This window comes from Pseudomonas sp. TAA207, from assembly GCF_001529285.1.
Classification (GTDB): Bacteria; Pseudomonadota; Gammaproteobacteria; order Pseudomonadales; family Pseudomonadaceae; genus Aquipseudomonas; species Aquipseudomonas weihenstephanensis.
This window is the reverse complement of sequence record NZ_LLWJ01000054.1, coordinates 51,449-78,361: the sequence shown is the minus strand read 5'-3', so window position 1 is coordinate 78,361 and position 26,913 is coordinate 51,449. Positions and strand designations below refer to the sequence as shown.

Genomic DNA, 26,913 nt, shown 5'->3' with positions numbered 1-26,913 from the left:
CCTGGAGTGAACCCTTTGACCACCTTGCAAGAAATAGGGCAAGGCGTAGATCCACGCCTGAGCTTTGATGACCCGTTGTTGGATGGTCTGTTGATACTGTGTCAGGTGCACGGGGCCACTGTCAGCCGAGCCAGCCTGACCGCTGGCCTGCCGCTGCCCGAGCAGCGCCTGAGCCTGGACTTGCTGACCCGCGCCGCCGCACGCGCAGGTTTACAGGCGCGGGTATTGCGCCGCGAGTTGAGTGCCATTTCGGCGCTTAACTTGCCCGTATTGCTGATTCTCAAAGACAGCCGTTGCGCCGTATTGCGCCGGTGGGGCGAAGACGGCAAGGCACTGATCCTGCCCAGCGAAGCCGAAGGTGGCGAGCAATGGGTCAGCCGTGAAGAGTTGGAGCAGGACTACAGCGGACAGGCTTTGTTCGCACGGCCGCGGCACGAACTTGAGGACCTGCGCGCGCCGCTGGTGCCGCGGGTCAGTGCGTGGTTTCGCGACACCCTCAAATTGTCCCGCTGGCTCTACAGTGACGCCATCCTTGCCAGCTTGCTGATCAACGTCCTCGGCTTGATGGTGCCGCTGTTCGTGATGCAAACCTACGACCGCGTGGTGCCCAACCAGGCCACCTCCACCTTGTGGGTATTGGCCATTGGCCTGCTGATCGGCACCGGGTTTGAAATGGTGCTGCGACTGGTGCGGGCGCACCTGCTGGACCAGGCAGGCAAGCGCACCGACCTGATCCTGTCGGCGACGTTGTTTGAACGCATCACCGGCATGTCGATGAAAGCCCGGCCCGCGACCATTGGCGGTTTCGCGCAAAGCATTCACGACTTTCAGGGGTTACGCGAGTTTCTCACAGCCGTGACCCTCACCAGCCTGATCGACCTGCCCTTTGCCGTGCTGATGCTGGTGGTGATCGGTTTGCTGGGCGGGTGGCTGGTGCTGATCCCATTGATCGCCTTCCCCATCACCATAGGCTTTGCCTGGTTGATTCAGGTGCGCTTGCGCGACACCGTGCAAAAAAGTCTGGCATTGGGCGCTGAGCGCCAGGCATTGCTGATCGAAACCCTCAGCGGCCTGGAAACCCTCAAAGCCTGTAGTGCAGAAAGCGAGCGCCAGCATCACTGGGAAAGCACCCACGCCGCCCTCACCCGGCTTGATGCCCATGCCCGCAACCTCTCGGCGCTGGCCACCAATGGCACGCTGTTCATTCAGCAACTGTGCGGCATGGCGACTATCGTCGCCGGGGTGTACAGCATCATTGCCGGCAACCTGAGTGTCGGCGCACTGGTAGCGACTTACATGCTGGGCAGTCGGGTCCTCGCTCCACTGGGACAAATCGCCGGGCTGATTACTCGTTATCAACAAGCCCAGTTGACCATGCGCAGTACCGATGCACTGATGTCGCTGCCCCAAGAACGTGATCCGAAACAGCGCCCTCTGGAGCGCACCCAACTCACAGGTGCAATCGAAGCCAGCCGCGTGACCTTTCGCTACGCCGGGCAAAGCAGCCCGGCACTTGCCGACATCAGTTTCAGTATCAAGGCCGGAGAACGGGTCGGCATCATCGGGCGCAGCGGCTCGGGCAAAAGTACGCTGGGGCGTTTGGTGATGGGCTTCTTTGCCCCCGATGAAGGGCAAATCCTGCTCGATGGCCTCGACCTGCGGCAGCTGGACGTGGCCGACCTGCGCCAACAAATCGGCTATGTGGCCCACGATCTGCCCTTGTTGGCGGGCAGCCTGCGCGACAACCTGACCCTGGGCGCGCGCTACATCAGTGACGCGCGCATGCTCGAAGTGGCCGAACTGACGGGCGTCAGCGAACTGGCCCGCCAGCACCCGCAAGGCTTTGACCGCCCGGTGGGTGAGCGCGGGCAACTGCTCTCGGGGGGTCAACGCCAAGCCGTGTTATTGGCGCGGGCGTTGTTGCTAAGCCCACCGATCATGCTGCTCGACGAACCCACCAGCGCGATGGACAACGCCAGCGAAGACGCCCTGCGCCAGCGCTTGCACACCTGGATGCAAGGCAAAACCCTGCTGCTGGTCACCCACCGCACCGCCATGCTCAGTTTGGTCGACCGCCTGATCGTGCTGGATAACGGCCGGATCGTTGCAGATGGCCCCAAAGAAGCGGTTATTGACGCGTTGCGCAAGGGCCGTGTCGGCTCTGCCGCCGTTTAGGAGAGATGTATGTCTGCACGCTCCGGCTTGCGCAGTTATCTGGACAGTTTCAAGAAAAGTGGCGAAAGCGACTACATGCCCGAGGCCACCGGGGCTTCACTGCAAGACTCACCGCGCCTGTCGCGCATCACCGTGTGGATCGCGGCGGCGTTGATTATTGTGGCGCTGCTGTGGGCCAAGTTCGCGGTACTGGACGAAGTGACCGTGGGCGATGGCAAGGCCATTCCTTCGAGCAAGGTACAAGTCATCCAGAACCTTGAAGGCGGGATCGTCACTGAGCTGTTGGTGCGCGAAGGGCAAATGGTCAATAAGGGCGATACGCTGCTGCGCCTGGATGACACGCGCTTTTTGTCCAACCGTGGCGAAAGTGAAGTCGACCGTTACGCCCTCACCGCCCAGGTTGAACGCCTGTCAGCCGAAGCCGAGGGACGGCCGTTTGAACTGTCACCCGAAGTGATCGCCAAAGCGCCGCAAGTGGCTGAAGACGAAAAATCGCTGTTCTTGCAACGTCAGCGGCGGCTCAACAGCGAGCAGCGCACGTTGACCGAGCAATTGCGCCAAAAAACCCAGGAGTTGGCCGAGTTTCGTTCCAAACAAGAGCAGTTTCGTAACAGCCTGGCGTTGTTGAATCAGGAGATGAACATGTCGGCGCCACTGGTGGGTACGGGTGCGGTATCGCCGGTCGAAATCTTGCGTCTCAAACGCAGCGCGGTCGAAATTCGCGGTTCGCTGGACTCCACGACCCTCGCCATTCCGCGCGCTGAAGCGGCGATGAATGAAATCCGCAGCAAGATCGACGAATCGGTACAAACCTTTCGCTCGGACGCGGCCAAGGAGCTGAATCAAAAACGCACCGACCTGTCGAAAATCACCGCCACCAGCATCGCCATTGACGACCGGGTAAGCCGCACCACGGTGGTATCGCCGGTCCACGGCATCGTCAAACAGCTGAAGGTCAACACCATTGGCGGCGTAGTCCAGCCGGGCAGTGACATGGTGGAAATCGTACCGCTGGAAGATAACCTGTTGATCGAGGCCAAAGTACGACCTCAGGATGTCGCGTTTCTGCATCCTGGACAGAAAGCCATGGTCAAGTTCAGCGCTTATGACTACACGATTTACGGAGGCATGAGCGCCAAACTGGAATTGATTGGTGCCGACACCATCACCGACGACAAGGGCAACAGCTTTTACCTGATCCAGGTGCGCACCGACAAAAACCACTTGGGGGGTGATCAAAAACCCCTGCTGATCATTCCTGGCATGACCGCGGCAGTGGACATCGTCACCGGGCAGAAAAGCGTGCTGGATTACTTGCTCAAACCGGTGTTGAAAGCCAGAACAGAGTCATTGCGCGAACGCTAGGACACCTGGGAACTGACGAGTCAGGCCCGGCTGTGATCGACGCCACAGCCGTCGTAAAGTCTTAGACGCGCGCCTGTCGTCAGGCTTTATCAAGGTGGTTGCGCTGGTAGGTTTGGGCGCCCATCGCTTCAATCTGCCCTTCAATCAAGGCTTCAAACGGGCGCAATAAAGGCTCGAATACACGCGGCGCTTCAAGTAGTTCCAGGGTCTGCACGATCGCTTCCAGCGTGGATAACGCGCCAGGCCCTGGCGCCTTGCGTAATCGATAGCGCGACTGCGCGCCCTCGGGCAGGGTCACCCGCGGCAAATTCGCCAACAGGGGGTTAAGGTGCAATAACTTGCGCGCCTTACGCCATGTACCATCCGGCACCACCAGCAACCACGGCAGACTGTCTTCAGCCTTATGCGCCGCAATCAGTTGCGCCCCTTGCCCCGGAAACAACAGCCGCGCCTGATAACCCGGCGGGTTGAGCAATGTCTCCAGATCGTCAAACACTTCACCCACCCGTAACTCTGCATTGCTCAGGCCCAGCGCGGCCAGGCGTGCGGTATTGAGCGCATGGCCGACCTCGCTCGGATGCTGTAGGAGTAACACGCGGGTGCGGCTGTGCAGGTGAGGGATCAGTTCGCACAAGCAGTGCGACTGAGGGCGCAGGCAGCGAGGGCATTGGGCTCGGGACATGGAGGAACGCTCGTCGTCAGGATTGGTTGAGCTGCGCTTTAAGCAGATCACGGAAAGTTTGAATCAACGGTTCGCGGCTGCGGCCACGGCGCACAATCATCGAAAACGGCGCCTGATAGCCGAACGTCGCAGGCAGCAATACGCGCAAGTCGCCTTTATCCACCCACGGCTCGGCATAGTGCTGGGGCAAGTAGCCAATGTAAGCCCCTGAAAGCACCAAGATCAGTTGCGCCTCCATGCTGTCGACCGTGGCCGCGCTGTGTTTGAAACCGTGGCGCGCCAACTCGGCCTGGCTCCAGTAACCCCGCCCGACCATGCGTTGTTGCGTAATCACCGGCTCGGGAATGCGTCGTTCGCTGAACAATGGATGCCGCGCGCTGCAATACAGCCAATGTTGCTCGCGGTACAGCGGCTGATAAACCAGGCCGCTCATGCGCGACGAAAACGCGCCAATCGCCAAGTCCAGCCGGTTGTCTTGCACACCGAGCTGGAGTTCATACGGGCTCATCACGGATAAATGCAGGTGCACGGCCGGGTGTTCCTGGCTGTAGGCACCAATCGCCTCGGCAAACGGCAGCGCCTTGTCACTGACCGTGGAGTCGATCACGCCCAGGTTCAACGTGCCGCGTAACTCGCCTTTGAGCGCGGCGGCGTACTGCTCGAACCCCTCGAGTTCGCCCAGCAGGCGCAAGGTTTCCTGATGGAACAACTCGCCCTTGCTGGTCAGGCTGAAACCACCGCGCCCACGGTGGCACAGCACCAGGCCCAGGCTTGCTTCCAACTGGCTCATGTAAGTGCTGATCGCCGAGGTCGAGAGGTTCAGTGCCTGCTGTGCATTGGCAAAGCCCTGGTGGCGGACCACGCTGGCGAAAATACGTAATAGTTTCAGATCGGGTAAAGCGTTGGCCATCAGAGACTCACTTATACCGAGTGGCACCCACCTCACAATGCACGGGAGCAGGAAAATGGCGATGCCAGAATCGCGAGCTGCACGTTAGGCAGATGATATTGAGCGTTAGCCTACCCGCTTGGTCGACATTAGTTTAGAAAAATCTGAACTAAGTATTTGCCTGTAAGGATTCTTCCCGTCGTCGGCCTTTCGCAGAATCGGTCGCCATAACCACAACAAACGACGAGGTCTACCCGTGGACAAAATTCTGCACCAACCACTGGGCGGTAACGAAATGCCGCGCTTCGCCGGCATCGCCACCATGATGCGCTTGCCTCACCTGCAATCAGCCGCCGGGCTGGACGCGGCTTTTATCGGTGTACCGCTGGACATCGGCACCTCGCTGCGTGCCGGCACCCGCTTCGGGCCACGGGAGATCCGCGCGGAATCCGTGATGATTCGTCCCTACAACATGGCCACCGGCGCAGCCCCATTCGACTCGCTGTCGGTGGCTGACATCGGCGACGTAGCAATCAACACCTTCAACCTGCTGGATGCGGTGCGGATTATCGAACAAGCCTACGACGAAATCCTCGAACACGCTGTCATCCCGCTGACTCTGGGGGGCGATCACACCATCACCCTGCCGATCCTGCGCGCGATCCATAAAAAGCACGGCAAGGTCGGGCTGGTGCACATCGATGCCCACGCCGACGTCAACGATCATATGTTTGGCGAGAAGATCGCCCACGGTACGACCTTCCGCCGGGCCGTCGAAGAAGGCTTGCTGGACTGTGATCGCGTGGTGCAAATCGGCCTGCGCGCACAAGGCTATACCGCTGAAGATTTCAACTGGAGCCGCAAACAGGGGTTTCGCGTGGTGCAGGCCGAAGAGTGCTGGCACAAATCCCTCGCGCCGCTGATGGCCGAAGTCCGTGAGAAAGTCGGCGGCGGCCCGGTGTACCTGAGCTTTGATATCGATGGCATCGACCCGGCCTGGGCGCCTGGCACCGGCACCCCGGAAATCGGCGGGCTGACCACGATCCAGGCGATTGAGGTGATTCGCGGCTGTCAGGGCCTCGACCTGGTGGGTTGCGATCTGGTAGAAGTCTCGCCGCCTTACGACACCACCGGCAACACCTCGTTGCTAGGCGCTAATTTGCTCTACGAAATGCTCTGCGTGCTCCCCGGCGTAGCGCACCGATAAGGACATCGTCAACCCGTGCCAACGGCGCTTTGCAGTCTTGAACTGACGGCACCGTTGCACACTGCTGTGCGTTTGCATCCATAAAAAAAATAATTGGAGATTCGCCATCATGGCTATAGATCTACTGGTCGTCCTTATCTACGCAGCGGCAATGCTGGTGCTCGGCTACTACGGCATGCGCAAGGCCAAAACCCACGAAGACTATTTGGTGGCCGGGCGCAACCTGGGCCCCACGTTGTACATGGGCACCATGGCCGCCACCGTGTTGGGCGGCGCGTCGACGGTGGGCACGGTACGCCTGGGGTATGTGCACGGCATTTCGGGTTTTTGGCTGTGCGCGGCGCTGGGCTGCGGGATCATCGCGCTGAACCTGTTTTTGGCGAAACCGTTGCTCAAGCTGAAAATTTTCACCGTCACCCAAGTGCTGGAAAAACGCTACAACCCGATGGCGCGTCAAGCCAGTGCGGTGATCATGCTGGCCTATGCGCTGATGATTGGCGTGACTTCGATTTTGGCCATCGGCACGGTGCTGGAAGTGCTGTTCGGCCTGCCATTTTGGGTCTCGATATTACTCGGCGGTGGCGTGGTGGTGGTGTATTCGACCATCGGCGGCATGTGGTCGCTGACCCTGACCGACATCGTGCAGTTCGTGATCAAGACCGTGGGCCTGATGTTTGTCCTGCTGCCGATCTGCCTGTATCGCGTGGGCGGCTGGGATGAGCTGGTGAGCAAGTTGCCCGCATCCAGCTTCAGTTTCACCAGCATTGGCTGGGACACGATCGTCACTTACTTCATGATTTATTTCTTCGGCATTCTGATCGGCCAGGACATTTGGCAGCGGGTATTTACCGCCAAAACGGCCAAAGTTGCCAAGTACGCCGGCACCTTTGCAGGCTTCTACTGCATCCTTTACGGGCTGACCTGCGCCTTGATCGGCATGGCCGCGCACGTCTTGATCCCGGATCTGGACAACGTCAACAACGCCTTTGCGGCCATCGTTAAAGTTTCGCTGCCGGACGGTATTCGCGGGTTGGTGATTGCAGCCGCCCTGGCCGCCATGATGTCCACCGCGAGTGCGGGTTTGCTGGCAGCGTCCACGGTGCTCACCGAAGACCTGTTGCCCAAACTGCGCGGCGGCAAGCAATCGAGCCTGTCGATCAATCGCCTGTTCACACTGCTCACCGGGATAGCGGTATTGGCCATCGCGCTGGTGGTCAACGACGTGATCAGTGCGCTCACTCTGGCGTATAACCTGTTGGTCGGCGGGATGCTGGTGCCCTTGATCGGCGCTATTTACTGGAAACGCGCGACCACCGCAGGCGCGATTTGCAGCATGAGCCTGGGCTTTATTACCGCGCTGGTGTTTATGTTCAAGGACGGGCTGGACGCCAATACACCGATTTATTACAGCCTCGGCGTCGCGTTGATCAGCTTTATTGTGGTCAGCCTGATGGCACGTCGCCCAGCCACGGTGGTGAGCGCCGTCTAAATAGGTTTTCTGTGGGGCAATGCTTATTTCAGCGGGTGCGACGTCGAAACTCGTACCCGTTTTTTCTGGACAGCAAACACCCTGCGTTCACTGCACTCGCCAGCGTTTAACGGCGACGTTGCGGGCGACGACGCGGATCTTCGACAGGAATCGGTACAGGTTGCAGCGGCGGCTCAATCAGGCCAAGCGCCACACCCACGTCATGCAGCCAGGTTTGCAGTTTGTCTTTCATAAATCCCCCTTGGGGTTACACCGGCGACCCCTAATCTTTGGTCGCTTCGTACAGATAATAGTCCTAAGTCCTACGCAATGCATGCCGGAAGTCAATGAACTTTTGGCTAATTTCGCACAAATGCGACTGATGCCGATACGTGAAGTTACATTGCAGGCATTACGCCATGTTGCAGGGCTGTGTGTGTTGCAATTCAATCCAGGCATTGAGGTTGGCGCCCATCATGCCTTTGCGCCACATCAACCAGGTGGTTGCGCTGTCAAACGGCGGTTGCAAGGGGTGCGCACGCACGCTTTCACGCCCCGGCAAACTGGCCAGCATCGATTCTGGCATCAGCGCCACGCCCGACCCTGCCACTACACATGCCAGCATGCCTTGGTAAGACTCGATCTCCATTACCCGTCCCATGGCGGCACGGTCGCTGGCGTACCACGCTTCAAGCCGTGAGCGATAGGAACACCCCTGGCGGAAGGTGAAGACTTCACGACCTTGCACATCTTGCGCGCGGGTGATTGGCTCGTGGTCCAGATCACTGATCAGCACCAGGTGTTCTTGGCAAAACGCCACGCCATCCAGCCCGGCCAACTCCAGCGGACCGTCCACCAGCGCGGCGTCCAGCCGACCGGTCAGCAAACCTTCAAGCAGCTCGCCGCTGGGCGCGGATTGAACGTGCAAATTCACCGCCGGGTAGCTGCGGTGATAACGCGCCAACAAGGCGGGCAAGTGTATGGCCGCCGTGCTGTACATCGTGCCCAAGGTGAATTTACCCGCTGGCACCCCACCCTGCACTGCGCCCAATGCTTCTTCACGCAGGGCAAACAGTCTCGCGGTGTAATCGAGCAGCACTTTTCCCGCCGCTGACAGTTGCAAACGCTGACGTTCGCGCACAAACAACTCGACGCCCATCTGCTCTTCAAGCTGCTTGAGCCTTGTCGACAGGTTCGACGGTACGCGGTGCAGGCGTTCCGCCGCGCGGGTGATGGAGCCTTCCTCGGCCACGGCCTGAAAAATGCGTAATTGGCTGAACTCCACACCTTTCTCCAAAACAGAATAAGTCACTCACTATTATTCAATTTTAATGAAAGTCAATCCTCTCTAGCCTGACGGTCATTGTCTTCTTGCAGGAATTGCTGCCATGTCTGCTCTGTTGCGCCTGTTCGCCAGCTTTATCGCCCTTGTCATGGCGATGGGGATTGGTCGGTTTTCGCTTACGCCACAACTGCCGCATTTAATCAGCGAAGGTCAGATCGACCTGACCGGCGCGGGGCTGATCGCAGCCGCCAATTACCTGGGCTATTTGATCGGTGCGCTGGACGCCATCCGCGCCCGACGTCCTGCCCAAGTGCGCAACCGTCTGCTAAGCGGTTTATGGCTGTGCGTGGGCCTGACCTTCGTTTCGTTCTGGGCACAAGGCTTTTGGCCACATCTGCTGCTGCGATTTGGCACCGGTGTCGCCAGTGCCTGGGTGATGGTGATGATCACCTCCCTCAGCCAACACTTGGCCGTGTCGACCCATCGCCCACGCCTCGGGGCACTGGTCTTTGCCGGGCCGGGGGTCGGTGTACTGCTCACCGGGTTGCTGGCGCTGGGCGCCAATGTCACGGGCCAAAACTCCGCGACGTTATGGCTGATTTATGCGGTCGCTGCACTGATCATGCTGTTGGCTATTTTGCCGATGCTGCCCACGCCCGCTGCGCAGCCTTCACCCTCTGTCACTGTAGCGCCCAGTGCCCGTACGCCCGGCATCTCACGTTTGGGCGCCATTTATGGGCTGTATGGTTTGGGCTACATCATCCCGGCAACGTTTTTGTCACAGATGGCCAATGCTCGCTTTCAGGGCCAATGGCAGGCTGATCTGTTCTGGCCCGCCTTCGGTCTGTGCGCCGCACTGGGTGTGCTGTTGATCAGTTTTAGACGCATCAACCCACACACCACGCGCTATTGGTTGATGGGCGGGTTATGGATTCAAGCACTGGGCGTGCTGGCCTGCTTGTTACCCAGCAGTGCGGGCCTGGCACTGGGTGTGATCTTGTGCGGGACACCCTTTTTGGCCTGCATGCCTTTGGTGATGCAACGCTCGCGGGACCTTGCGCCCCACGCCACGCAACGTAACGCCGCGTTACTGACGGCCTGCTTCGCGGTGGGACAGTTGAGCGGCCCGTTACTGGCGGCGCTCAGCAGCCATTTCAGTGGCGGCTTGCAACCTGCGTTAGGAGTGGCGGCCTGTGGCTTGCTGGTCGCAGGCGTACTGGCTTTGCACTCGGTCAGTGCCCCAGCAGCGTGCGCACCCTGCGACGCATCCACTGCTCTGCGCTGACAAAGGTGATGCCAAACAGCACGAAAATCGCGCCCACCACGAAGTTGACACTCAGCGGCTCATCAAGCACCAGCACGCCGAACGTCACGCCAAACAGCGGGGTCATAAAAGAAAACACTGCCAGGTTGGATGCCAGATAGCGCTGGAGCATCCAGAACCACACCAGATAGCTAAAAAATGAAACCACCAACCCCTGAAACAGCACACTGGCCACCGCAACGGTGGTCAGGCGGACATGGCTGATTTGACCACTGAGGGCGGCAATCACCAGCAAACCGACAAAGCCGATGATCAACTGGTAAAACAGCGTCAGCGTGACCGGCGCCTCAGATAAACGCGAACCCCGGACCACCACCGTGGTGGCGCCCCACGCCATGCCCGCCAAAATCCCATAGGCGTCACCCAGCAGCATGTTGCGGTCCATGTCAGCCAGCGATACGCCACCGGCAAAGGCGAACACGATGCCGACGAATGCGAGAAAAATCCCCAGCCACTGCAACGGCCGCAAACGCTCGCCGGGCAACAGCCAGTTGACGCCCAAGGCGGTGAAGATAGGCGCGGTGTAGAGAAATACCGACATGTGCGCGGCGCTGGTCAGTTGCAATCCTTCAGAAATAAAGAAGAACTCAAGAGCAAACAGGCTACCCGCCAACAGGCCGCCACGCCAAGTGACCGGCACCTGGTTCCAGCCGCCTTTGCAGCAAATCAACACGCCCACCAGCAACGCGGAAATGCCCGACCGGGCAGCCGCTTGCATCACCGGAGCAATGTCCAGGGCAGCGGTTTTGATCACCACTTGTTGTACGCCCCAAATCAGGCACAGGCCCAACATGACTTGCAGTGCGAAGGCATCCGTTGCTCGCCGCGAAACACTCATATCAACACCTTGAAAACATCAAGCCGCCAGTTTGCGGGCGGTCCAATAACCTGAAAGCGACGCCAGGCAGGTCAACAGCGTGCCCCACGCCATGTCCATCAACGCCAGCTGCGCAGACCAGCCATTGAGCGTCGCCCAGTTGGTCATGTCGTAAGTGCCATAGGCGATCAGGCCGAAGAATGCACCGCTCAGCGCTGCCCTGCGGGCACTGCCACGCGCCAGCGCGGGGCGCACCACAAAAAACACCACACCGAGGACGTACATCAAATAGAAGACGATGGCCGGGCCCCACTTGGGAGGCTCCAGCATCAAGGGGCCGAACAGCTCTTTATAGGTAGAGCTCATGAGCAGGCCCAACCAAAGGCCGTCGAGTATCAGAAAAGCCAGTAACGCACCGATATACGCCCAAACACTTTTCCGCATGTCGACAGCCCTCTTGGCAGTTGGATCAGATCAATTGAATGCGGTCCGGGTGGATCGCAATCTTGCCTTCCTTGTACAACGAGCCGATGGCTTTTTTGAAGTTACCTTTGCTGACACCAAACAGGCTGCTGATCAGCTCGGGATCGCTTTTGTCGCTCACCGCCAACACGCCATCGTTATCGCGCAGTTTGCTCAGGATCTTGGAGTTCAGGCTGCTGGCCGCTTCCTGACCGACGGGCTGCAAGCTCAAACTGATTTTGCCGTCAGCGCGGATTTCTTTGATAAAGCCTTTTTCTTGCTTGCCCGCCCGCATGAACTTGAAGATTTCGTTCTTGTGGATCAGGCCCCAATGCTTGTTATTGATCACCGCCTTGAAGCCCATGTCGGTGGCTTCAGCCACCAGCAGGTCAACTTCCTGGCCGACTTGATACGTGGCCGGGGTTTTATCCAGGTAGCGATCCAGGCGCGCAGTGGCCGTGATGCGACGGGTGTGCTTATCGAGATAGACGTGCACCACCACGTATTCGCCCGCCGTCATCTGGCGTTTTTCTTCGGAATACGGCAACAGCAAATCTTTGGGCAAACCCCAATCGAGGAATACACCGATGCTATTAACTTCAACCACTTTCAGACTGGCGAACTCACCCACCTGAACTTTTGGTTTTTCAGTGGTGGCAATTAACTTGTCATCACTGTCCAAATAAACAAAAACGTTGAGCCAGTCTTCATCTTCACTGGGAATGTCTTTGGGAATATAACGGTTGGGCAATAGAATTTCGCCGTCTGCCCCGCCGTCCAGATACAAACCAAAGTGGGTGTGTTTCACCACTTGCAAACTGTTGTAGCGACCGATTAAAGCCATGTCCAATACCCTCATTACGTGGGCGGCATTCTACCCGAGTTTAGGGGGGCACATCGAAGCTGTAGGACGCCGCCCCGAAAAAATCTGCCAAGCGCCCGGTTTACGGGCATCGACCAGCGCTGTTGCGCGCCGCTCGTCAGCCCGACCGGCGAAAACCTGCGCCCGAGCCCCGTCTTTAGCCTGCAATAAACCAGTGAATGTTTTTAATTAAAACAGCCAGTTAGCCGGTGATTACGAGAGTGAATATATTCAAGACCCGGCGCCTTATATTATTTTACGGAGATATTTAACAAGCAATTGTCAAGCATTTCAGGTACTATCGCTGGCCAAGTTATTTTCTACAGGTCAATAGCCGTCATGCGCGTAAAAGCATCCGCCAGCAAAGCAAAGCCAGCTCCCGCAGTTGAAACCAGTGATTCGATCAATGCGCAAATCGCCGCATTCTTGAAATCCGGTGGCGAGATCCAGCAAATTGACAAAGGCGTCAGCGGCCAGACCTTCGGCCCGTCCAAGCAAATCACGCTGGGCAAAAAGTAACACCCTCGCGTCACTAGGTCCTCATGCGCTTTGCCTGCACAAAGCGCTAGGACTATCGGCTACCTCCCCCCTAAATGCTTGTCTGGCTCGATAAATCGACGAACGGCACACTGTGGCCGGCATTCACCCGTATCCTCTAAGCCCTCTAGATCAAGCCTCTGCGCGGAAAACAGGAGGAATGCATGCTCACACGGGCGTTAATGCTGACCGGCACTCTGCTGGCCAGCACGTTAGTTGATGCACAGGTCTTTTCCCGCGAACTGGGGGATTTCGACCTCAAACTCGGCACTCTACCCAGCCGCAGCATGGCCCAAGGCCTGGTCAAACCCACCAGCCCCGGCTCGACCTTTCATGGCGGCCTGGACTTGACCCACGACAGTGGCTGGTACGTCGGCCAGTGGGCGCCGACGATGGGTATCAAGCCCGGCACCAACCTCGAAGTCGACTCCTACCTGGGTTACAAACACCCTTTCGATCAAACCCTGAGTTACGAGCTGGGGATGATCCATTACAGTTACCCCAAACTCAGCCCGCTCGACAGCCAGCAGTTCTACGCAGGATTAACGGTACTCGGAACCCGCTTCGGCGCAGCGTTCAGTAACGACCCGGATCGCCATGACAGCACCGTGTTTGCCGACCTTGGGGTCAACCAGCCGTTTGGCATTGGGGTGAGCATGAAATACACCACCCACCAACTGGGCACCCCGGTGTCGATTGCCGAGGGTGGCAGCGTGCGCGCCTTCAATGACTGGTCAATCAAGTTATCCCGCCCCTTCATGGGCATCGACCTCAACCTGATCTACAGCGACTCCAGCCTGGAGGGCGCGCAGTGCTCAGCGTATTCGGGGCAGAACAGCCAATGTGATGGCTTAGTCACACTCAAGGCTGAGCGAGCGTTTTACTGACTCAAAGGCCTTGAACCGCCGCCCTGGGCTGCTCGATCCACAGCCGCTTCCTCAGTTCTTGCTCGCCAGCTTGCTGCGCCTCCCACATCTTTCGTGCTCAGACGGACTATGATTCACGCCGCCATATGGCCTGATATTGCGCCCGCCGCCTCGGTTGACGCTCAAATGATTTAACGCTATCTCGGTGTGATTCACCCCACAGGTAAAGACCTGCGACGGCGCAGTCGTTGAGGCACAAAACCCTGGCCGTTCTGCGACAAAACGGCCAGAGAGTGCACTCAAGCTATTTGCGCCTTGGCCGCCAGCTCATCAAACGTCGCGGGATCAAGCGGGTCCGCCTGTTCATTCAGCACCTGCAACGGGTGAGCATTGCCTGGAATGGCGCTGTCGATCAAGCTCAGCAACTGCGACCCGCGCTCAGTCAGGACAAAATTCTCACCTGTCCCCCCCTCGCTTTCAGGACGCGAGTCGATAAAACCTTGTTTGAGCAACAGCGCTTCGTAATTGCAGGCCAGTACTTTCAGCTCATCAACATCGCCCACCGGCTGCTCCTGATTCTGGAGGTCTACAGCGTACTCTTCGGCATACACCCGTGGTGCAAACGGCTTACCTGCGCCATTTTGTACCTCGTGCAGAAGACGCTCGATCAGTGCCCAGTTATAAGTGGCCATCAGCTTCACTCCCCTACGGTTAGATGAAATGTCCTTCTTGAGTAGTGACTGATAATCCCGGCAGACGTTCAGGCGCTTTTGGCCAGACAATAAAAAACCCGGCCGAGGCCGGGTTTTTGCACCTTTATACCTGCGCTTTATTCAGCGGCGGGTGCTTCTGGCTTACGGCGCTTGAGCGGCGCCATGCCGTCTTTGCTGACCAATGACAGAGCATCGGTCTTAGGGCGGTTAGCGATTTTGCGCTTGGTCGGCGCCTTGGCGCCCGACTTCTTCTTAACGCCTTTGGCGTCAGTCTTTTTCTTCTTCACGCCAACCGCTTTGCCCGAAGCCTTGACGTTTTTCGGTCCGCCGTAGGTGCCTTTGACTTCCTTGATGGTGCGACGCTCGAAGCTTTGCTTCAAGTAACGCTCAACGCTGGACATCAGGTTCCAGTCGCCGTGGCAGATCAACGAGATCGCCAAACCTTCGTTGCCAGCACGGCCGGTACGGCCGATACGGTGTACGTATTCGTCACCGCTGCGTGGCATGTCGAAGTTGATCACCAGGTCCAGGCCTTCAACGTCCAGGCCACGGGCTGCCACGTCAGTGGCCACCAGAATCTTGACCCCGCCTTGCTTGAGGCGGTCGATGGCCAGTTTGCGGTCCTTCTGGTCTTTCTCACCGTGCAAGACAAACGCTTTGTAGTCCTGAGCCACCAGACGGCCGTAGATACGGTCAGCCATGGCGCGGGTGTTGGTGAAAACAATGGCTTTTTGATACGTCTCGTTGGCCAGCAACCAGTTAACAATCTGCTCTTTGTGCTGATTATGGTCGGCGGTGATGATTTGCTGACGCGTGGTGGCGTTCAGCTGGCTGACCTGGTTGAGCTGCAAGTGTTCGGCGTTGTCCAGCACTTTGCCGACCATTTCACGCAGCCCCGAACCACCGGTGGTGGCCGAAAACAGCATGGTCTGTTGACGGTTCTGGCACTCGTCGACCAGACGCTGCACGTCCTCGGCGAAGCCCATGTCGAGCATCCGGTCAGCTTCGTCGAGTACCAGCACTTCAACTTCTTTCAAGTCCAGGTTGCCGGCGTTCAGTTGCTCCAGCAGACGGCCCGGCGTACCGATCAGGATATCCGGCACCTTGCGCAGCATGGCAGCCTGGACCTTGAAGTCTTCACCGCCAGTGATCAAACCGGACTTGATGAACGTAAACTGCGAAAAACGCTCCACTTCCTTGAGCGTTTGCTGTGCCAGCTCGCGGGTAGGCAGCAGGATCAGCGCTTTGATGCTGACGCGGATTTTGGCCGGGCCAATCAGGCGGTTCAGAATGGGCAAGACGAAAGCAGCGGTTTTGCCACTCCCGGTCTGAGCTGTCACCCGCAGGTCACGCCCTTGGAGCGCGAGCGGAATGGCCGCTGCTTGCACAGGCGTAGGCTCGACAAATTTAAGCTCGGCCACAGCTTTAAGCAGGCGTTCGTGCAGGGCGAAATCGGAAAACACGGGTGCTACCTCGAAGAAATGCAAAAAATCAGCGGCATAGAGTAAACGTTTCGAGCGCTCAGGCCGAGTGACTTTGCATGAACGGCGTGAAAGAAATGAATTTTTACGCTCTTTAGTCCCACATCAGCCCATTGAACACCTGTAAATGCTCTAATCCCCGAGCCATTTACTTCTGGGGTAACGTTTTCGCTTATGGATATTCAACAACTCTGGGTTCAATTCCAGACGCTTTGGGCCCACCTCGACGAGCATCCTTGGCTGTCTGCGCTACTGGGCCTGATCGTATTGGTGGGCATCGCGCTGATCGCGGGCCACGTTGCACGCATCATCGTTTTGCGCGTGACCAAGATGCTGGGCCGCCAACCGGCGCTGCACTGGATCAACGATTTACGCGAACACAAGGTGTTCCATCGTCTGGCGCAATTGACGCCTTCGTTGATGGTGCAATTTGGGCGCAACCTGGTGCCGGACATGAGCGACAACGGTCGCCACTTCCTCGGCAACCTGGCGCTGGCGATTACGATTTTCGTCCTGACGCGGGTGATCAGCGCGTTACTGGACGCCATGCTCGACATCTATTCGCGCACCAATTACGCCAAAACCCGGCCGATCAAAGGCTACGTGCAGCTGACCAAAATGCTGCTGTATGTGTTTTCGGCCATCATCATCGTCGCCACCTTGATCGACCGCTCACCCATGCTGCTGCTTTCGGGTCTGGGCGCGATGTCGGCGGTTATTTTGTTGGTCTACAAAGACACCTTGCTGTCGTTCGTGGCCAGCGTGCAATTGACCAGTAACGACCTGCTGCGTGTAGGGGACTGGATCGAAATGCCGCAGGTGGGCGCCGATGGCGATGTCATCGACATCACCCTGCACACGGTCAAGGTGCAGAACTTCGACAAGACCATCGTCTCGATTCCGACCTGGCGCCTGATGTCCGAGTCGTTCAAAAACTGGCGCGGCATGCAGCAGTCCGGTGGACGCCGAATCAAGCGCAGCCTGTTTATCGATGCCGCTGAAATCGGCTTTTTAACGGATGAGCAAGAACAGCGCCTGGAGCAAGTGCGCTTGCTCAGGGATTATCTGACGCGCAAAAAGGCCGAGCTCAAAAGCTGGAACGAGGCCCAGGGCAACGTCGCCGCCATGTCCGCCAACCGTCGACGCATGACCAACATCGGTACTTTCCGCGCCTATGCGCTGGCCTACCTGAAAAGCCATGCTGAGATTCAGCCGAACATGACCTGCATGGTGCGTCAGATGCAAACCACCGCCCAAGGCGTGCCGCTGGAGGTGTACTGCTTCACCCGCACCACGGTGTGGGATGAGTACGAGCAGATCCAGGGCGATATTTTTGACTATTTGCTGTCAGTGATGCCTGAGTTCGGTCTGAGCGTGTATCAACAGCCAAGCGGCAATGATTTGCGCAACGGCTTGTTGAATAAGCTTCAAACTCCGCTGGTGGTTGAGCAAGCGGCAAACGCTGACGATTGAGAAGCTGGATGCCAGGGTCTTGGAGCGCATGCTTGCAAGACCCTGACATACACCGGCATTACGCCTGTTTGAACTGCTGATCGCCCGTCAATTTAAATAACAGGTCAATGCCCTGCGGCCACTTGCCATAGCCACGCTCACCATTGATATGCCCTGCATTGGGTAGATGCACCAAGGTGCTGCCCCAGGCATCACTGAACATTTTGGCGCGCTCGACGCTGACATAAGGGTCGTCAGTGCTTGCCACCGTGATCGATTCAAACGGCAGTAAATTCAGTGGCATCGGTGTAAAACCGTGAGTGCCGCCCGGATAACTGTCGGCTTCGGTATCACTGGGCGCGACCAACAAAGCCCCTCGCACCATCTTTTGTGCAATGTCTGGATACTCATGCGCCCAGCGGGCGATCAAGGTACACGCCAGGCTGTGGGCCACCAGCGCGACAGGTCGTTCGCTGGCAGTGACCTTTTCATGCAAGCGTTGCACCCAGTCTGCACAGGTCGGCGTCTGCCAATCGGTCTGTTTAACGCGTTTTAACCCGCTAAAACGCTGCTCCCACTGCGATTGCCAGTGATCGGGACCGGAATCAAAAAGCCCCGGCAATATCAACACTCTGACGGTCATCCCTGCTCTCCTGTGGATGCTGGATAGGTCCCAAGACCTTAGCTCGTCACGGCCCTGCGGTCGAGGCGACTGATCCAAACAGCGACCAGAATCACCAGCCCGCCCAAAAACAAACGGCCCAACGGTTCATGCTGGTTCCAGATCAGCAGGTTCAGCAGCAAGCCGACCGGCACGTGCAGGTTGTTCATCACCGCCAGCGTGCCGCCACTGACCAGGCACGCGCCTTTGTTCCACCAGTACATGCCGAGTGCCGTTGATACCAGCCCCAAAAATACCAGCACCCCCCACTGCAACGGTGCGTCCGGTAAAAAGTGCGCTTTGCCAAACAGCAAAAATGCAGGCAACACCACGGCCAGCGCGCCCAGATAGAAATAACCAAAACGCCGGTAATGCGGCAGATCGCTGGGGTAACGCGCCACCAGATGCTTGTACATCACCTGGCCGGCAGCGTAGGTAAAGTTGGCCAATTGCAGCAACAGGAAGCCTTTGAAGAAGTCCGGGCTGATGCTGTCAAAACGAATCACCGCTGCCCCGCTGACAGCCACCAGTGCCGCCACCAACGCCCACGGATTGAAGCGCCGATTGAGCGCATCCTCAATCAACGTCACGTGCAGCGGCGTCAAAATGGTGAACAGCAATACTTCTGGCACCGTGAGCACGCGAAAGCTCAGATAAAGGCACACGTAAGTGATGCCGAACTGCAAAGCACCGATCAGCAACATGCCGCGCATAAAACCGGCTTCGACCTTGCGCCAGCGCGTCAACGGGATAAACACCAGACCCGCCAGCACCACCCGTACCAGCACCGCAAAGTAACTGTCGACGTGGCCTGCCAGATACTCGCCAATCAGGCTGAAGGAAAACGCCTGTATCAGCGTGACAATCAACAAATAACCCATAAATCTTTCGCCTGCTGCCCAACGGAATGTGCGCGACCTTAGCGGTTTTCGTTGTGCAACGAAATGCCGGGCAAAAAAAACCCGATCTGGCACAGAGGCTGATCGGGTTGGAGCACTCAGGAGCAAAGTGCAAAGGGAGGTTCGATGCGCGAACCGCATGCTTGAAGGAGCAATGAAACGATTAAGCCTGTCGCCGATTATCTGTCGATTAACAGCTCATGCCACTTGTGAAAGCCGGGACTTGGCTTGGTTCAATCCTTTTTCCTGAAAGTCACCGCCCAGGTTCATACCCTCGGCGTGGATAAACGTCACATCGTGAATACCGATAAACGCCATCACCTGACGCAAATACGGTTCTTGATGGTCCGCGGTGCTACCCGCATAGATACCGCCACGGGCGGTCAGCACGTAAGCTTTCTTGCCGGTGAGCAAGCCTTGCGGCCCGGTTTCGGTGTATTTGAAGGTCACCCCGGCGCGCAGCACGTGGTCCAGCCAGGCTTTGAGCGTGCTGGGAATGGCGAAGTTGTACATCGGCGCGGCCATCACCAGCACATCCGCCGCCAGCACTTCATCGGTCAATTCGTTTGAACGCTGCAAGGACGTTTGCTCTGCCTCGCTGCGTTGATCTTCAGGTTTCATCCAGCCGCCCAGCAGATGAGCATCCAGATGCGGCACCGGATGGAGCGCCACATCGCGCATCGTCATCGGGTCCTCAGGATGAGCTGCTTGCCATTGGCTGATGAACTGGCGGGTCAATTGACGGGAAAACGAATCGTGTTGGCGGGCGCTGCTTTCAATAATCAGGACACGGGACATGAGAGGTAGGCTCCATCTTTAAATGCTGTAAGGCGATGGAGTGAAGACTAAACAGCATTGGTTCGATGAAAAAGCGCAAATACCTGCTACAACCTATCTATTAAGTTGTTTATTAAAACACCGGCTGGTGCGATTATTTGGCCCGTTTCTCGTAGCCGCGCCTAACACCGAACGCAGCCTTCGGTAGCGGCTACGCATTAATCCATTCATCTTTGAGGCATTCATCGTGAAAGCGCCCCGCGTGACCCTTGATCAATGGCGCACCCTGCAAGCGGTGGTCGACCACGGCGGCTTTGCCCAGGCCGCCGAGGTGCTGCACCGCTCGCAATCGTCCGTCAGTTATACCGTGGCCCGCATGCAGGACCAGCTCGGGGTGCCACTGCTGCGCATCGACGGCCGCAAAGCGGTGCTCACCGAGGCGGGCGGCGTATTGCTGCGCCGCTCGCGGCAGCTGGTCAAACAAGCCAGCCAGCTCGAAGACCTCGCCCACCACATGGAGCAAGGCTGGGAAGCGGAAGTGCGCCTGGTAGTGGACGCCGCCTACCCCAACGCACGGCTGGTTCGCGCGCTGACCGCATTTATGCCGCAAAGCCGCGGCTGCCGGGTTCGCCTGCGTGAAGAAGTGCTGTCCGGCGTAGAGGAAGTCCTGCTCGAGGGGGTCGCTGACCTGGCCATCAGCAGCTTCAATATTCCAGGCTATCTGGGCACTGAGTTGAGTGCGGTAGAGTTTGTCGCCGTGGCTCACCCGGACCATCCGCTGCACCGCCTGCAACGTGAACTGCAATTTCAGGACCTTGAAAGCCAGCTGCAAGTGGTGATCCGCGATTCGGGGCGCCAGCAACCACGGGACATGGGCTGGCTGGGCGCCGAACAACGCTGGACCGTTGGCAGCCTGGCCACCGCTGCCGCCTTTGTCGGTAGCGGCCTGGGTTTTGCCTGGCTGCCCCGACACATGATTGAACGCGAAATACACGAAGGCGTGCTCAAGCCTTTGCCGCTCCATCAGGGCGGCAACCGCCACCCGGTGTTTTTCCTGTACAGCAACAAGGACAAACCGCTGGGGCCTGCCACCCAAATACTTGTCGAGTTGTTACGCACCTTTGATACAGCGCCGCTGGACGCAGCGTTTGCTGCGCCACTGCAAGCGTGAACAGCGGTGGGCAGGAACCGGATTCGCGCATATCCTGTCCAACGATCGCTACACCTCGCCCCATTGCCTGCGTGACATAGACCCGTCACCCCACTTTTCAGGATTACTGAACCATGTTTAAAAAGATTGCCCTCGCCGCTGGTGCCCTGCTGTTTGCTGCCAACCTGATGGCTGCCACGCCTGCACCGACCAAGGCGCCGCATGTACTGCTGAACACCAGCTTCGGGGAAATTGAAATCGAACTGGACCCGGTAAAAGCACCGATCAGCAGCAAGAACTTTCTGGAATACGTCGACAGCGGTTTCTACACCAACACCATTTTCCACCGGGTGATACCGGGCTTCATGGTGCAAGGTGGCGGTTTCACGGCTCAAATGACACAAAAAGACACCAAAGACCCAATCAAAAACGAAGCCAGCAACGGCCTGCATAACGTGCGCGGTACGTTGTCGATGGCACGCACCTCCAACCCGAACTCGGCCACCAGCCAGTTTTTCATCAACGTGGCAGATAACGCATTCCTCAATCCGGGCAGTGATGCCGGTTATGCCGTGTTCGCCAAAGTGGTGAAAGGCATGGACGTTGTCGATCAAATCGTTAACTCGCAGACCACCACCAAGCAAGGCATGCAAAATGTGCCGATTGACCCGGTTCTGATCAAGTCCGCCAAACGCGTGGACTGATGGATTGAGTCTTGCAGGGAGCGCTGACCGGTAAATACCACGCCATCGGGTGCTACCGGCCACACCACTAAAGGAGCGCCCGCACAGCGGGCGTCAGTGACCATGCTCTACCGTCGTTTCGAACAACTGATCGATATTTTCCGCAAGCCTCCCACCGATGCACCGCCCTCCACCGTGTGGGCGTTTTACCTCTATTACCTGCGTCAGGTATGGCCGATTTTTGCCGCACTGCTCGTGGTGGGGCTGGTCGCGGCCCTGGTTGAAGTCGCGCTGTTCAGCTACCTGAGCACCTTGATCGACCTGGCACAGGGCACGCCCAACACTGACTTTTTCAGCCTCCACAAGGGTGAACTGATCTGGATGGCCGTCGTGGCCTTGATCATTCGCCCGGTGTTCTTTGGCCTGCATGATCTATTGGTGCACCAGACCCTCAGCCCGAGCATGACCAGCCTGATCCGCTGGCAGAATCACAACTATGTGCTTAAGCAAAGCCTGAACTTCTTCCAGAACGATTTTGCCGGGCGCATTGCGCAACGCATCATGCAAACCGGCAACTCGTTACGCGACTCAGCGGTGCAAGCGGTGGACGCGCTGTGGCACGTGTTGATCTATGCCATCAGCTCGCTGGTTCTGTTCGCCGAAGCCGACTGGCGCCTCATGCTGCCGCTGCTGACCTGGATCGTGCTTTATATCGGTGCACTGTATTACTTCGTCCCCAAGGTCAAGGAACGCTCGGTGGTGTCCTCCGAAGCGCGCTCTAAACTGATGGGCCGCATCGTCGACGGCTACACCAACATCACCACCCTCAAGTTGTTTGCCCACACTCAATTTGAGCAACAGTACGCCCGCGAAGCCATCATCGAGCAAACCGAAAAAACCCGACTGGCCAGCCGTGTCGTCACCAGCATGGACGTCACCATCACCAGCATGAACGGTCTGTTGATTGTCAGCACCAGCGGCCTGGCCCTGTGGCTGTGGAGCCAGTCGTTGATCAGCGTGGGAGCCATTGCGCTGGCCACGGGCCTGGTGATCCGCATCGTCAACATGTCCGGCTGGATCATGTGGGTGGTCAACGGCATCTTCGAAAACATCGGCATGGTCCAAGACGGGCTGCAAACCATTGCCCAGCCAGTGGCGGTGACTGACCGCGAAAATGCCCCGCGCCTGAACGTGACCCGCGGCGAGGTGCGCTTCGAACACGTGGACTTCCACTACGGCAAGCGCAGCGGCATCATCAGCGACCTGAACCTGGTGATCAAACCGGGCGAAAAAATCGGTTTGATCGGCCCCTCAGGCGCAGGCAAATCGACACTGGTCAACTTGCTGTTACGCCTGTACGACCTCCAAGGCGGGCGCATCCTGATCGACGGTCAAAATATTGCCGAAGTGACGCAGGAAAGCCTGCGCGAGCAAATCGGCATGATTACCCAGGACACCTCGCTGCTGCACCGTTCGATTCGCGACAACTTGCTGTACGGCAAACCGGATGCCACCGACGAACAATTATGGGCTGCCGTGCATAAAGCCCGCGCCGACGAATTCATCCCGCTGCTGTCCGACGCTCAGGGCCGAACCGGCTTTGACGCCCATGTGGGTGAGCGCGGGGTCAAATTGTCGGGTGGTCAGCGCCAGCGCATCGCCATCGCCCGCGTGCTGCTCAAGAACGCGCCGATTCTGATCATGGACGAAGCCACTTCGGCCTTGGACTCTGAAGTGGAAGCAGCGATTCAAGAGAGCCTTGAAACCCTGATGCAGGGTAAAACCGTGATCGCCATCGCTCACCGCCTGTCGACCATCGCGCGCATGGACCGCTTGGTGGTGCTGGAAAAAGGCCAGATCGCCGAAAGCGGCACGCATGCCGAACTGCTCGCCCGGGGCGGTTTGTATGCACGCCTCTGGCAACACCAAACGGGTGGATTTGTCGGGATCGATTAAGCCAGAACAATAGCCTGCCGAACTGGCAGGCTATTCCTACAACGTGAGTCGGCCGATTATCAGCCCCCCCTCCCCCCGTTGAGTCGAGCGAACACTACAGTGAAGTACAGACGCGAACTGCTCGCGTCTTCACTGACGTATTCAATGGACTGAACTCATGAACCGACTCTTCATCTTTTTAATCACGCTCACACTTGCTTTGCCATTCACTACATTTGCCCATGCGGCAGAGGCTCACCAAGGCGATGCAGCACAGCTGCAACCCACCAAGGTCAAAAAAAACCGGCTGCCGGGCAATGGCCCTTACGTGTACATAAATTGCGTAGCCATGACCCCGGACGGGCCCCTCCCGGTGCTGCCTTTTCGCTCGACCTACTCAACGCCAGCCCAATTAATGGCCAACCAACGCGATCTGTCGCAGTGCGAAAAACGTAACGACGCACCTGCCTGATTTGAGGGTGTGCACTGCTCAGTCTTGCCGATAGGGCAAGGCTGAGCGGGCTTCTTGGGCATAGGCCAACACACCTTCACGCTCACGCCGTAAAAAATCACTGACTGCCGCTCTCAATCCCGCGTGGCGCAGGTAATGCCATGAGTGAGTAATCACCGGTTCAAAGCCGCGAATCAACTTGTGCTCACCCTGTGCTCCGGCATCAAAGCGCTGAATACCCTGTGCGATGGCGTAATCCATGCCCTGGTAGAAACACGTTTCAAAGTGCAACCGGTCGAACTCAGCCAGGCAGCCCCAGTAGCGCCCATACAAACTGTCGCCCCCCACCAGGCTAAAGGCCATCGCCACCGGCTGATTGGCTTGTTTGGCCATCACCACGCGAATGGCCTCTGGCATGCGCTCGGCCAGCAGACTGAAAAACGCGCGGGTCAAATACGGGGTGCGGCGGCGTATGGCGTAGGTATTGGCGTAGCAGGCGTAGACGAAGTCCCATTGTGCTTCGCTGACCTGATGGCCTTCGAGCCATTCAAACTCGAACCCCTGCCCCGCCACTTGCTCACGCTCTTTGCGCATCTGCTTGCGTTTGCGTGAGCTGAGCGTATCGAGAAAGTCCTGAAAGTCGCGGTACTCGCGATTTTGCCAATGAAACTGGCAGCCCAATCGTTGTAACCAGCCCGGTTGCTGTGCCAAAGCGTTATCGGCCAACGGGTCGGTGAAGTTGATGTGCGCACTGGACAACCCCTCGCTCTCCAGATAACCGGGCAATGCCGCCAACAGCGCGAACCCGTCTTCGGCGCGGGCCGCCAGTAAGCGCGGGCCACTGACCGGGCTAAATGGCACGGCCGTCAAAAGCTTGGGGTAGTAGTCAATGCCCGCACGCTCGCAAGCATCCGCCCACTCGTGATCAAACACGTATTCGCCATAGGAGTGCCATTTGCGATAACTGGGCAACGCAGCGTGCAACTGCCCATCTTCGTAATGCAGCAAATGCTCAGGCTGCCAACCTGAATGCGGCCCAAGGCTGGCGCTGTCTTCCAGGGCACTGAGAAAGGCATGACGCAGAAACGGTTGCGAGGCAGGCACCAGCGCATCCCATTCCTGAGCGCTGATAGCCGACAGGCTGTCCAGACGATGTAACGGCATTGAAAAACCTCAGCACGCGGCGTAAGGCCGCGATGGTAACACCCCGCCAGCGACGATGACGCTGTCACAGACTTGCTATCACTTTGCCACTTTTCTGTCATATCCAGCCGCGATACTGACGCCGCTTCTTAGATCGCGGGGTTATGAGTGGTCGTCGGCCTACACGCCGCAAGTCCACCCGCACCGCTTCAATTCAGAGCCCATAAAGGGCCGTTTTTCCTGGGGTGGCTAGGGCCATCTCACCACTGGGAGATTCATATGCGTCTTGTATCTACACGGGTTGCGGCGGGACTGTGTGGCGGCTTGGCTATAGCCATGAGTATTCCGGCCAGCGCCGGGGTCGATGCCAAACTGCTGGAAATGCTCAAGGCCAACGGCTCCATTTCGCCAGCTCAATACGCTGAATTGCAAACCGAACTCACCAGTGAAAAACAGGCCCAGCAAGAAGCTGCCGCCAATCAGGTGAAGAAGTCTGATCTGAGCGCCTTCGAACAAAAAGTGGCCTGGGCGGCCAAGACTGAATTCAAGGGCGACGTACGCGTGCGTCAGGAAACGGTCAAAATCGATGGCGAATCTGACGGCAAAAACAAGGACCGTCAGCGCATTCGCGCTCGTTTGGGTGCCTACACCGAAATCAACCCGCAAGTGAACACCGGTATTCGTATTGCCACGGGCGGCGGCGACGATGCGCGCTCCACCAACCAGGACCTGGACAACTACTTCGACAAGAAGCAGCTGTGGCTGGATCAGGCCTACATCGACTACCACCCCACGGCGATTAATAACCTGCACCTGATTGGCGGCAAGATGCCACAACCGTGGGTCAGCACCGGCGATGTGATCTGGGACAGCGACATCAACCCCGAAGGTCTGGCCGCCACCTACAAACACAACCTGGGCAACAGCGGCGTCGAGATGTTCGGTAGCGCGGGTTATTACACCCTCAAGGACAACGTCGACGGCGAAGGCGTGCAATTTCGCAATGACCTGAGCATGTACGCCGGCCAGTTGGGTGCACGTTTCGCCCCGACCGACAGCCTGAAAGTGACGCTGGGCGGCAGTGTTTACGGCTACAAAAACGACGAAGACAGCAAGTGCCCCACCACCGGCACCAAAACCACCCCGTGTGCACTGGCGGTCAACGGCAACAGCACCGACGAGTTCCGTCTTTACGAAGGCTTTGGTCAGGTCGATATTGCCAACCTGCCGTTGCCCCTGTCGCTGTATGGCCAATACGTGCATAACGCCGAGACCGACAGCGATCAGGACGATGCGTGGCTGGTGGGCTTCAAAAGCAAGTACAACGCCTTCAGCCTGGACTACAACTACCGCGATATTCAGCGTAACGCCGTGGTCGGAGCCTTCACTGACTCTGACTTCGCGAACGGCACCACCGGTTCTCGCGGCCACAAGGTCAAACTGGGCTACGAGATCGACAAGAACTTCGGGGTTGGCGTGACGTACTTCCTGACCAAAGCCGACTACGCCACCACCACCCAGAAAGATGCCAACACCAATACCTTGCAACTGGACGTAGAAGCCAAGTTCTAACGGCACCTGGGCTTAAGAGAACGCGTCGTCGATCCCCACATCCGTCGACGACGTTTG

The 26,913-nt window shown here is 57.9% G+C and carries 26 protein-coding genes; 13 read left to right on the top strand and 13 right to left on the bottom strand.

Annotation, left to right across the window (positions count from 1 at the left end):
* Positions 1–15 precede the first annotated feature (15 nt).
* Positions 16–2,175, top strand: a complete 2,160-nt coding sequence (locus tag AP059_RS04395) for a type I secretion system permease/ATPase (protein WP_059762052.1) — start codon at positions 16–18, stop codon at positions 2,173–2,175.
* Between the two features lie 9 nt (positions 2,176–2,184).
* Complete coding sequence (locus AP059_RS04390) at positions 2,185–3,540, top strand: HlyD family type I secretion periplasmic adaptor subunit (protein ID WP_059762051.1); 1,356 nt, start codon at positions 2,185–2,187, stop codon at positions 3,538–3,540.
* A gap of 79 nt (positions 3,541–3,619) precedes the next feature.
* Here AP059_RS04390 and AP059_RS04385 read toward each other — a convergent pair whose 3' ends face one another.
* Together AP059_RS04385 and AP059_RS04380 are read right to left on the bottom strand one after the other, a co-directional pair.
* Positions 3,620–4,222, bottom strand: coding sequence for a tRNA-uridine aminocarboxypropyltransferase (locus AP059_RS04385; RefSeq protein ID WP_059762050.1), 603 nt, complete (start codon positions 4,220–4,222; stop codon positions 3,620–3,622).
* Between the two features lie 16 nt (positions 4,223–4,238).
* Complete coding sequence (locus AP059_RS04380; protein ID WP_059762049.1) at positions 4,239–5,132, bottom strand: LysR family transcriptional regulator; 894 nt, start codon at positions 5,130–5,132, stop codon at positions 4,239–4,241.
* Between the two features lie 235 nt (positions 5,133–5,367).
* On the opposite strand from AP059_RS04380, the gene speB reads away from it, so the two are divergent.
* Together speB and AP059_RS04370 are read left to right on the top strand one after the other, a co-directional pair.
* Positions 5,368–6,318, top strand: a complete 951-nt coding sequence (gene speB / locus AP059_RS04375; protein ID WP_048366330.1) for an agmatinase — start codon at positions 5,368–5,370, stop codon at positions 6,316–6,318.
* Between the two features lie 109 nt (positions 6,319–6,427).
* Positions 6,428–7,807, top strand: a complete 1,380-nt coding sequence (locus AP059_RS04370) for a sodium:solute symporter (protein WP_059762048.1) — start codon at positions 6,428–6,430, stop codon at positions 7,805–7,807.
* Positions 7,808–7,913: 106 nt separating this feature from the next.
* On the opposite strand, the gene AP059_RS22665 is transcribed toward AP059_RS04370, so the two are convergent.
* Both AP059_RS22665 and ptrR read right to left on the bottom strand, forming a co-directional pair.
* Complete coding sequence (locus AP059_RS22665; protein WP_003441703.1) at positions 7,914–8,039, bottom strand: PA1414 family protein; 126 nt, start codon at positions 8,037–8,039, stop codon at positions 7,914–7,916.
* Positions 8,040–8,198: 159 nt separating this feature from the next.
* Complete coding sequence (gene ptrR, locus AP059_RS04365; RefSeq protein ID WP_059762047.1) at positions 8,199–9,071, bottom strand: putrescine utilization regulator PtrR; 873 nt, start codon at positions 9,069–9,071, stop codon at positions 8,199–8,201.
* A 103-nt stretch (positions 9,072–9,174) separates the two neighbouring features.
* Here ptrR and AP059_RS04360 point away from each other — a divergent pair, with 103 nt between their 5' ends.
* Positions 9,175–10,356 carry an MFS transporter gene (locus tag AP059_RS04360; protein ID WP_059762046.1) on the top strand — a complete coding sequence of 394 codons (1,182 nt, stop codon included), beginning with the start codon at positions 9,175–9,177 and terminating at the stop codon, positions 10,354–10,356.
* Here AP059_RS04360 and AP059_RS04355 read toward each other — a convergent pair.
* Genes AP059_RS04355 through AP059_RS04345 form a run of 3 tightly spaced genes read right to left on the bottom strand, consistent with a single transcriptional unit; the run spans position 10,304 to position 12,518 of the window.
* Positions 10,304–11,233, bottom strand: coding sequence for a DMT family transporter (locus tag AP059_RS04355; RefSeq protein ID WP_059762045.1), 930 nt, complete (start codon positions 11,231–11,233; stop codon positions 10,304–10,306). The genes AP059_RS04360 and AP059_RS04355 overlap by 53 nt on opposite strands.
* An 18-nt stretch (positions 11,234–11,251) precedes the next feature.
* Positions 11,252–11,656, bottom strand: a complete 405-nt coding sequence (locus tag AP059_RS04350; RefSeq protein WP_059762044.1) for a DUF2177 family protein — start codon at positions 11,654–11,656, stop codon at positions 11,252–11,254.
* Positions 11,657–11,681: 25 nt separating this feature from the next.
* On the bottom strand, positions 11,682–12,518 hold the full coding sequence (locus AP059_RS04345; protein ID WP_059762043.1) for a CvfB family protein: 837 nt from the start codon (positions 12,516–12,518) through the stop codon (positions 11,682–11,684).
* Positions 12,519–12,875: 357 nt separating this feature from the next.
* On the opposite strand from AP059_RS04345, the gene AP059_RS04340 reads away from it, so the two are divergent.
* Both AP059_RS04340 and AP059_RS04335 read left to right on the top strand, forming a co-directional pair.
* Positions 12,876–13,055 (top strand): hypothetical protein, encoded by a 180-nt coding sequence (locus tag AP059_RS04340; protein WP_019410559.1) that lies wholly within the window; start codon positions 12,876–12,878, stop codon positions 13,053–13,055.
* Between the two features lie 182 nt (positions 13,056–13,237).
* Entirely contained in the window at positions 13,238–13,960 is a 723-nt protein-coding gene (locus tag AP059_RS04335) for a TorF family putative porin (protein WP_059762042.1), read from the top strand.
* 278 nt (positions 13,961–14,238) lie between these two features.
* Here AP059_RS04335 and AP059_RS04330 read toward each other — a convergent pair whose 3' ends face one another.
* Together AP059_RS04330 and AP059_RS04325 are read right to left on the bottom strand one after the other, a co-directional pair.
* Positions 14,239–14,631, bottom strand: a complete 393-nt coding sequence (locus AP059_RS04330; RefSeq protein ID WP_059762041.1) for a hypothetical protein — start codon at positions 14,629–14,631, stop codon at positions 14,239–14,241.
* Between the two features lie 137 nt (positions 14,632–14,768).
* Positions 14,769–16,115 carry a DEAD/DEAH box helicase gene (locus AP059_RS04325; protein WP_048366339.1) on the bottom strand — a complete coding sequence of 449 codons (1,347 nt, stop codon included), beginning with the start codon at positions 16,113–16,115 and terminating at the stop codon, positions 14,769–14,771.
* Between the two features lie 192 nt (positions 16,116–16,307).
* On the opposite strand from AP059_RS04325, the gene AP059_RS04320 reads away from it, so the two are divergent.
* Positions 16,308–17,606 carry a mechanosensitive ion channel family protein gene (locus AP059_RS04320; protein WP_059762040.1) on the top strand — a complete coding sequence of 433 codons (1,299 nt, stop codon included), beginning with the start codon at positions 16,308–16,310 and terminating at the stop codon, positions 17,604–17,606.
* A gap of 58 nt (positions 17,607–17,664) precedes the next feature.
* On the opposite strand, the gene AP059_RS04315 is transcribed toward AP059_RS04320, so the two are convergent.
* The 3 genes from AP059_RS04315 to AP059_RS04305 all read right to left on the bottom strand — a co-directional run bounded on the left by AP059_RS04315 (position 17,665) and on the right by AP059_RS04305 (position 19,943).
* Positions 17,665–18,228, bottom strand: coding sequence for an RBBP9/YdeN family alpha/beta hydrolase (locus AP059_RS04315; RefSeq protein ID WP_059762039.1), 564 nt, complete (start codon positions 18,226–18,228; stop codon positions 17,665–17,667).
* Between the two features lie 38 nt (positions 18,229–18,266).
* Positions 18,267–19,127: a carboxylate/amino acid/amine transporter gene (locus AP059_RS04310; protein ID WP_059762038.1), complete on the bottom strand. Its 861-nt coding sequence runs from the start codon at positions 19,125–19,127 to the stop codon at positions 18,267–18,269.
* Positions 19,128–19,343: 216 nt separating this feature from the next.
* A complete protein-coding gene (locus AP059_RS04305) occupies positions 19,344–19,943 on the bottom strand; it encodes an FMN-dependent NADH-azoreductase (protein ID WP_059762037.1) in 600 nt (199 codons plus the stop codon).
* A gap of 226 nt (positions 19,944–20,169) precedes the next feature.
* On the opposite strand from AP059_RS04305, the gene AP059_RS04300 reads away from it, so the two are divergent.
* The 4 genes from AP059_RS04300 to AP059_RS04285 all read left to right on the top strand — a co-directional run bounded on the left by AP059_RS04300 (position 20,170) and on the right by AP059_RS04285 (position 24,162).
* A complete protein-coding gene (locus tag AP059_RS04300; RefSeq protein ID WP_048366344.1) occupies positions 20,170–21,093 on the top strand; it encodes a LysR family transcriptional regulator in 924 nt (307 codons plus the stop codon).
* A 113-nt stretch (positions 21,094–21,206) separates the two neighbouring features.
* The gene (locus tag AP059_RS04295) at positions 21,207–21,776 is read left to right on the top strand and encodes a peptidylprolyl isomerase (RefSeq protein WP_059762036.1); all 570 of its coding nucleotides are present in this window, start codon (positions 21,207–21,209) and stop codon (positions 21,774–21,776) included.
* A gap of 102 nt (positions 21,777–21,878) precedes the next feature.
* Positions 21,879–23,711, top strand: coding sequence for an ABC transporter ATP-binding protein (locus AP059_RS04290; RefSeq protein WP_059762035.1), 1,833 nt, complete (start codon positions 21,879–21,881; stop codon positions 23,709–23,711).
* Positions 23,712–23,868: 157 nt separating this feature from the next.
* The gene (locus AP059_RS04285; RefSeq protein WP_059762034.1) at positions 23,869–24,162 is read left to right on the top strand and encodes a hypothetical protein; all 294 of its coding nucleotides are present in this window, start codon (positions 23,869–23,871) and stop codon (positions 24,160–24,162) included.
* 18 nt (positions 24,163–24,180) lie between these two features.
* Here AP059_RS04285 and AP059_RS04280 read toward each other — a convergent pair whose 3' ends face one another.
* Positions 24,181–25,305, bottom strand: a complete 1,125-nt coding sequence (locus AP059_RS04280) for a GNAT family N-acetyltransferase (protein ID WP_059762033.1) — start codon at positions 25,303–25,305, stop codon at positions 24,181–24,183.
* A gap of 258 nt (positions 25,306–25,563) precedes the next feature.
* Here AP059_RS04280 and AP059_RS04275 point away from each other — a divergent pair, with 258 nt between their 5' ends.
* On the top strand, positions 25,564–26,856 hold the full coding sequence (locus AP059_RS04275) for a putative porin (RefSeq protein ID WP_048366349.1): 1,293 nt from the start codon (positions 25,564–25,566) through the stop codon (positions 26,854–26,856).
* The last annotated feature ends 57 nt before the right edge of the window (positions 26,857–26,913 follow it).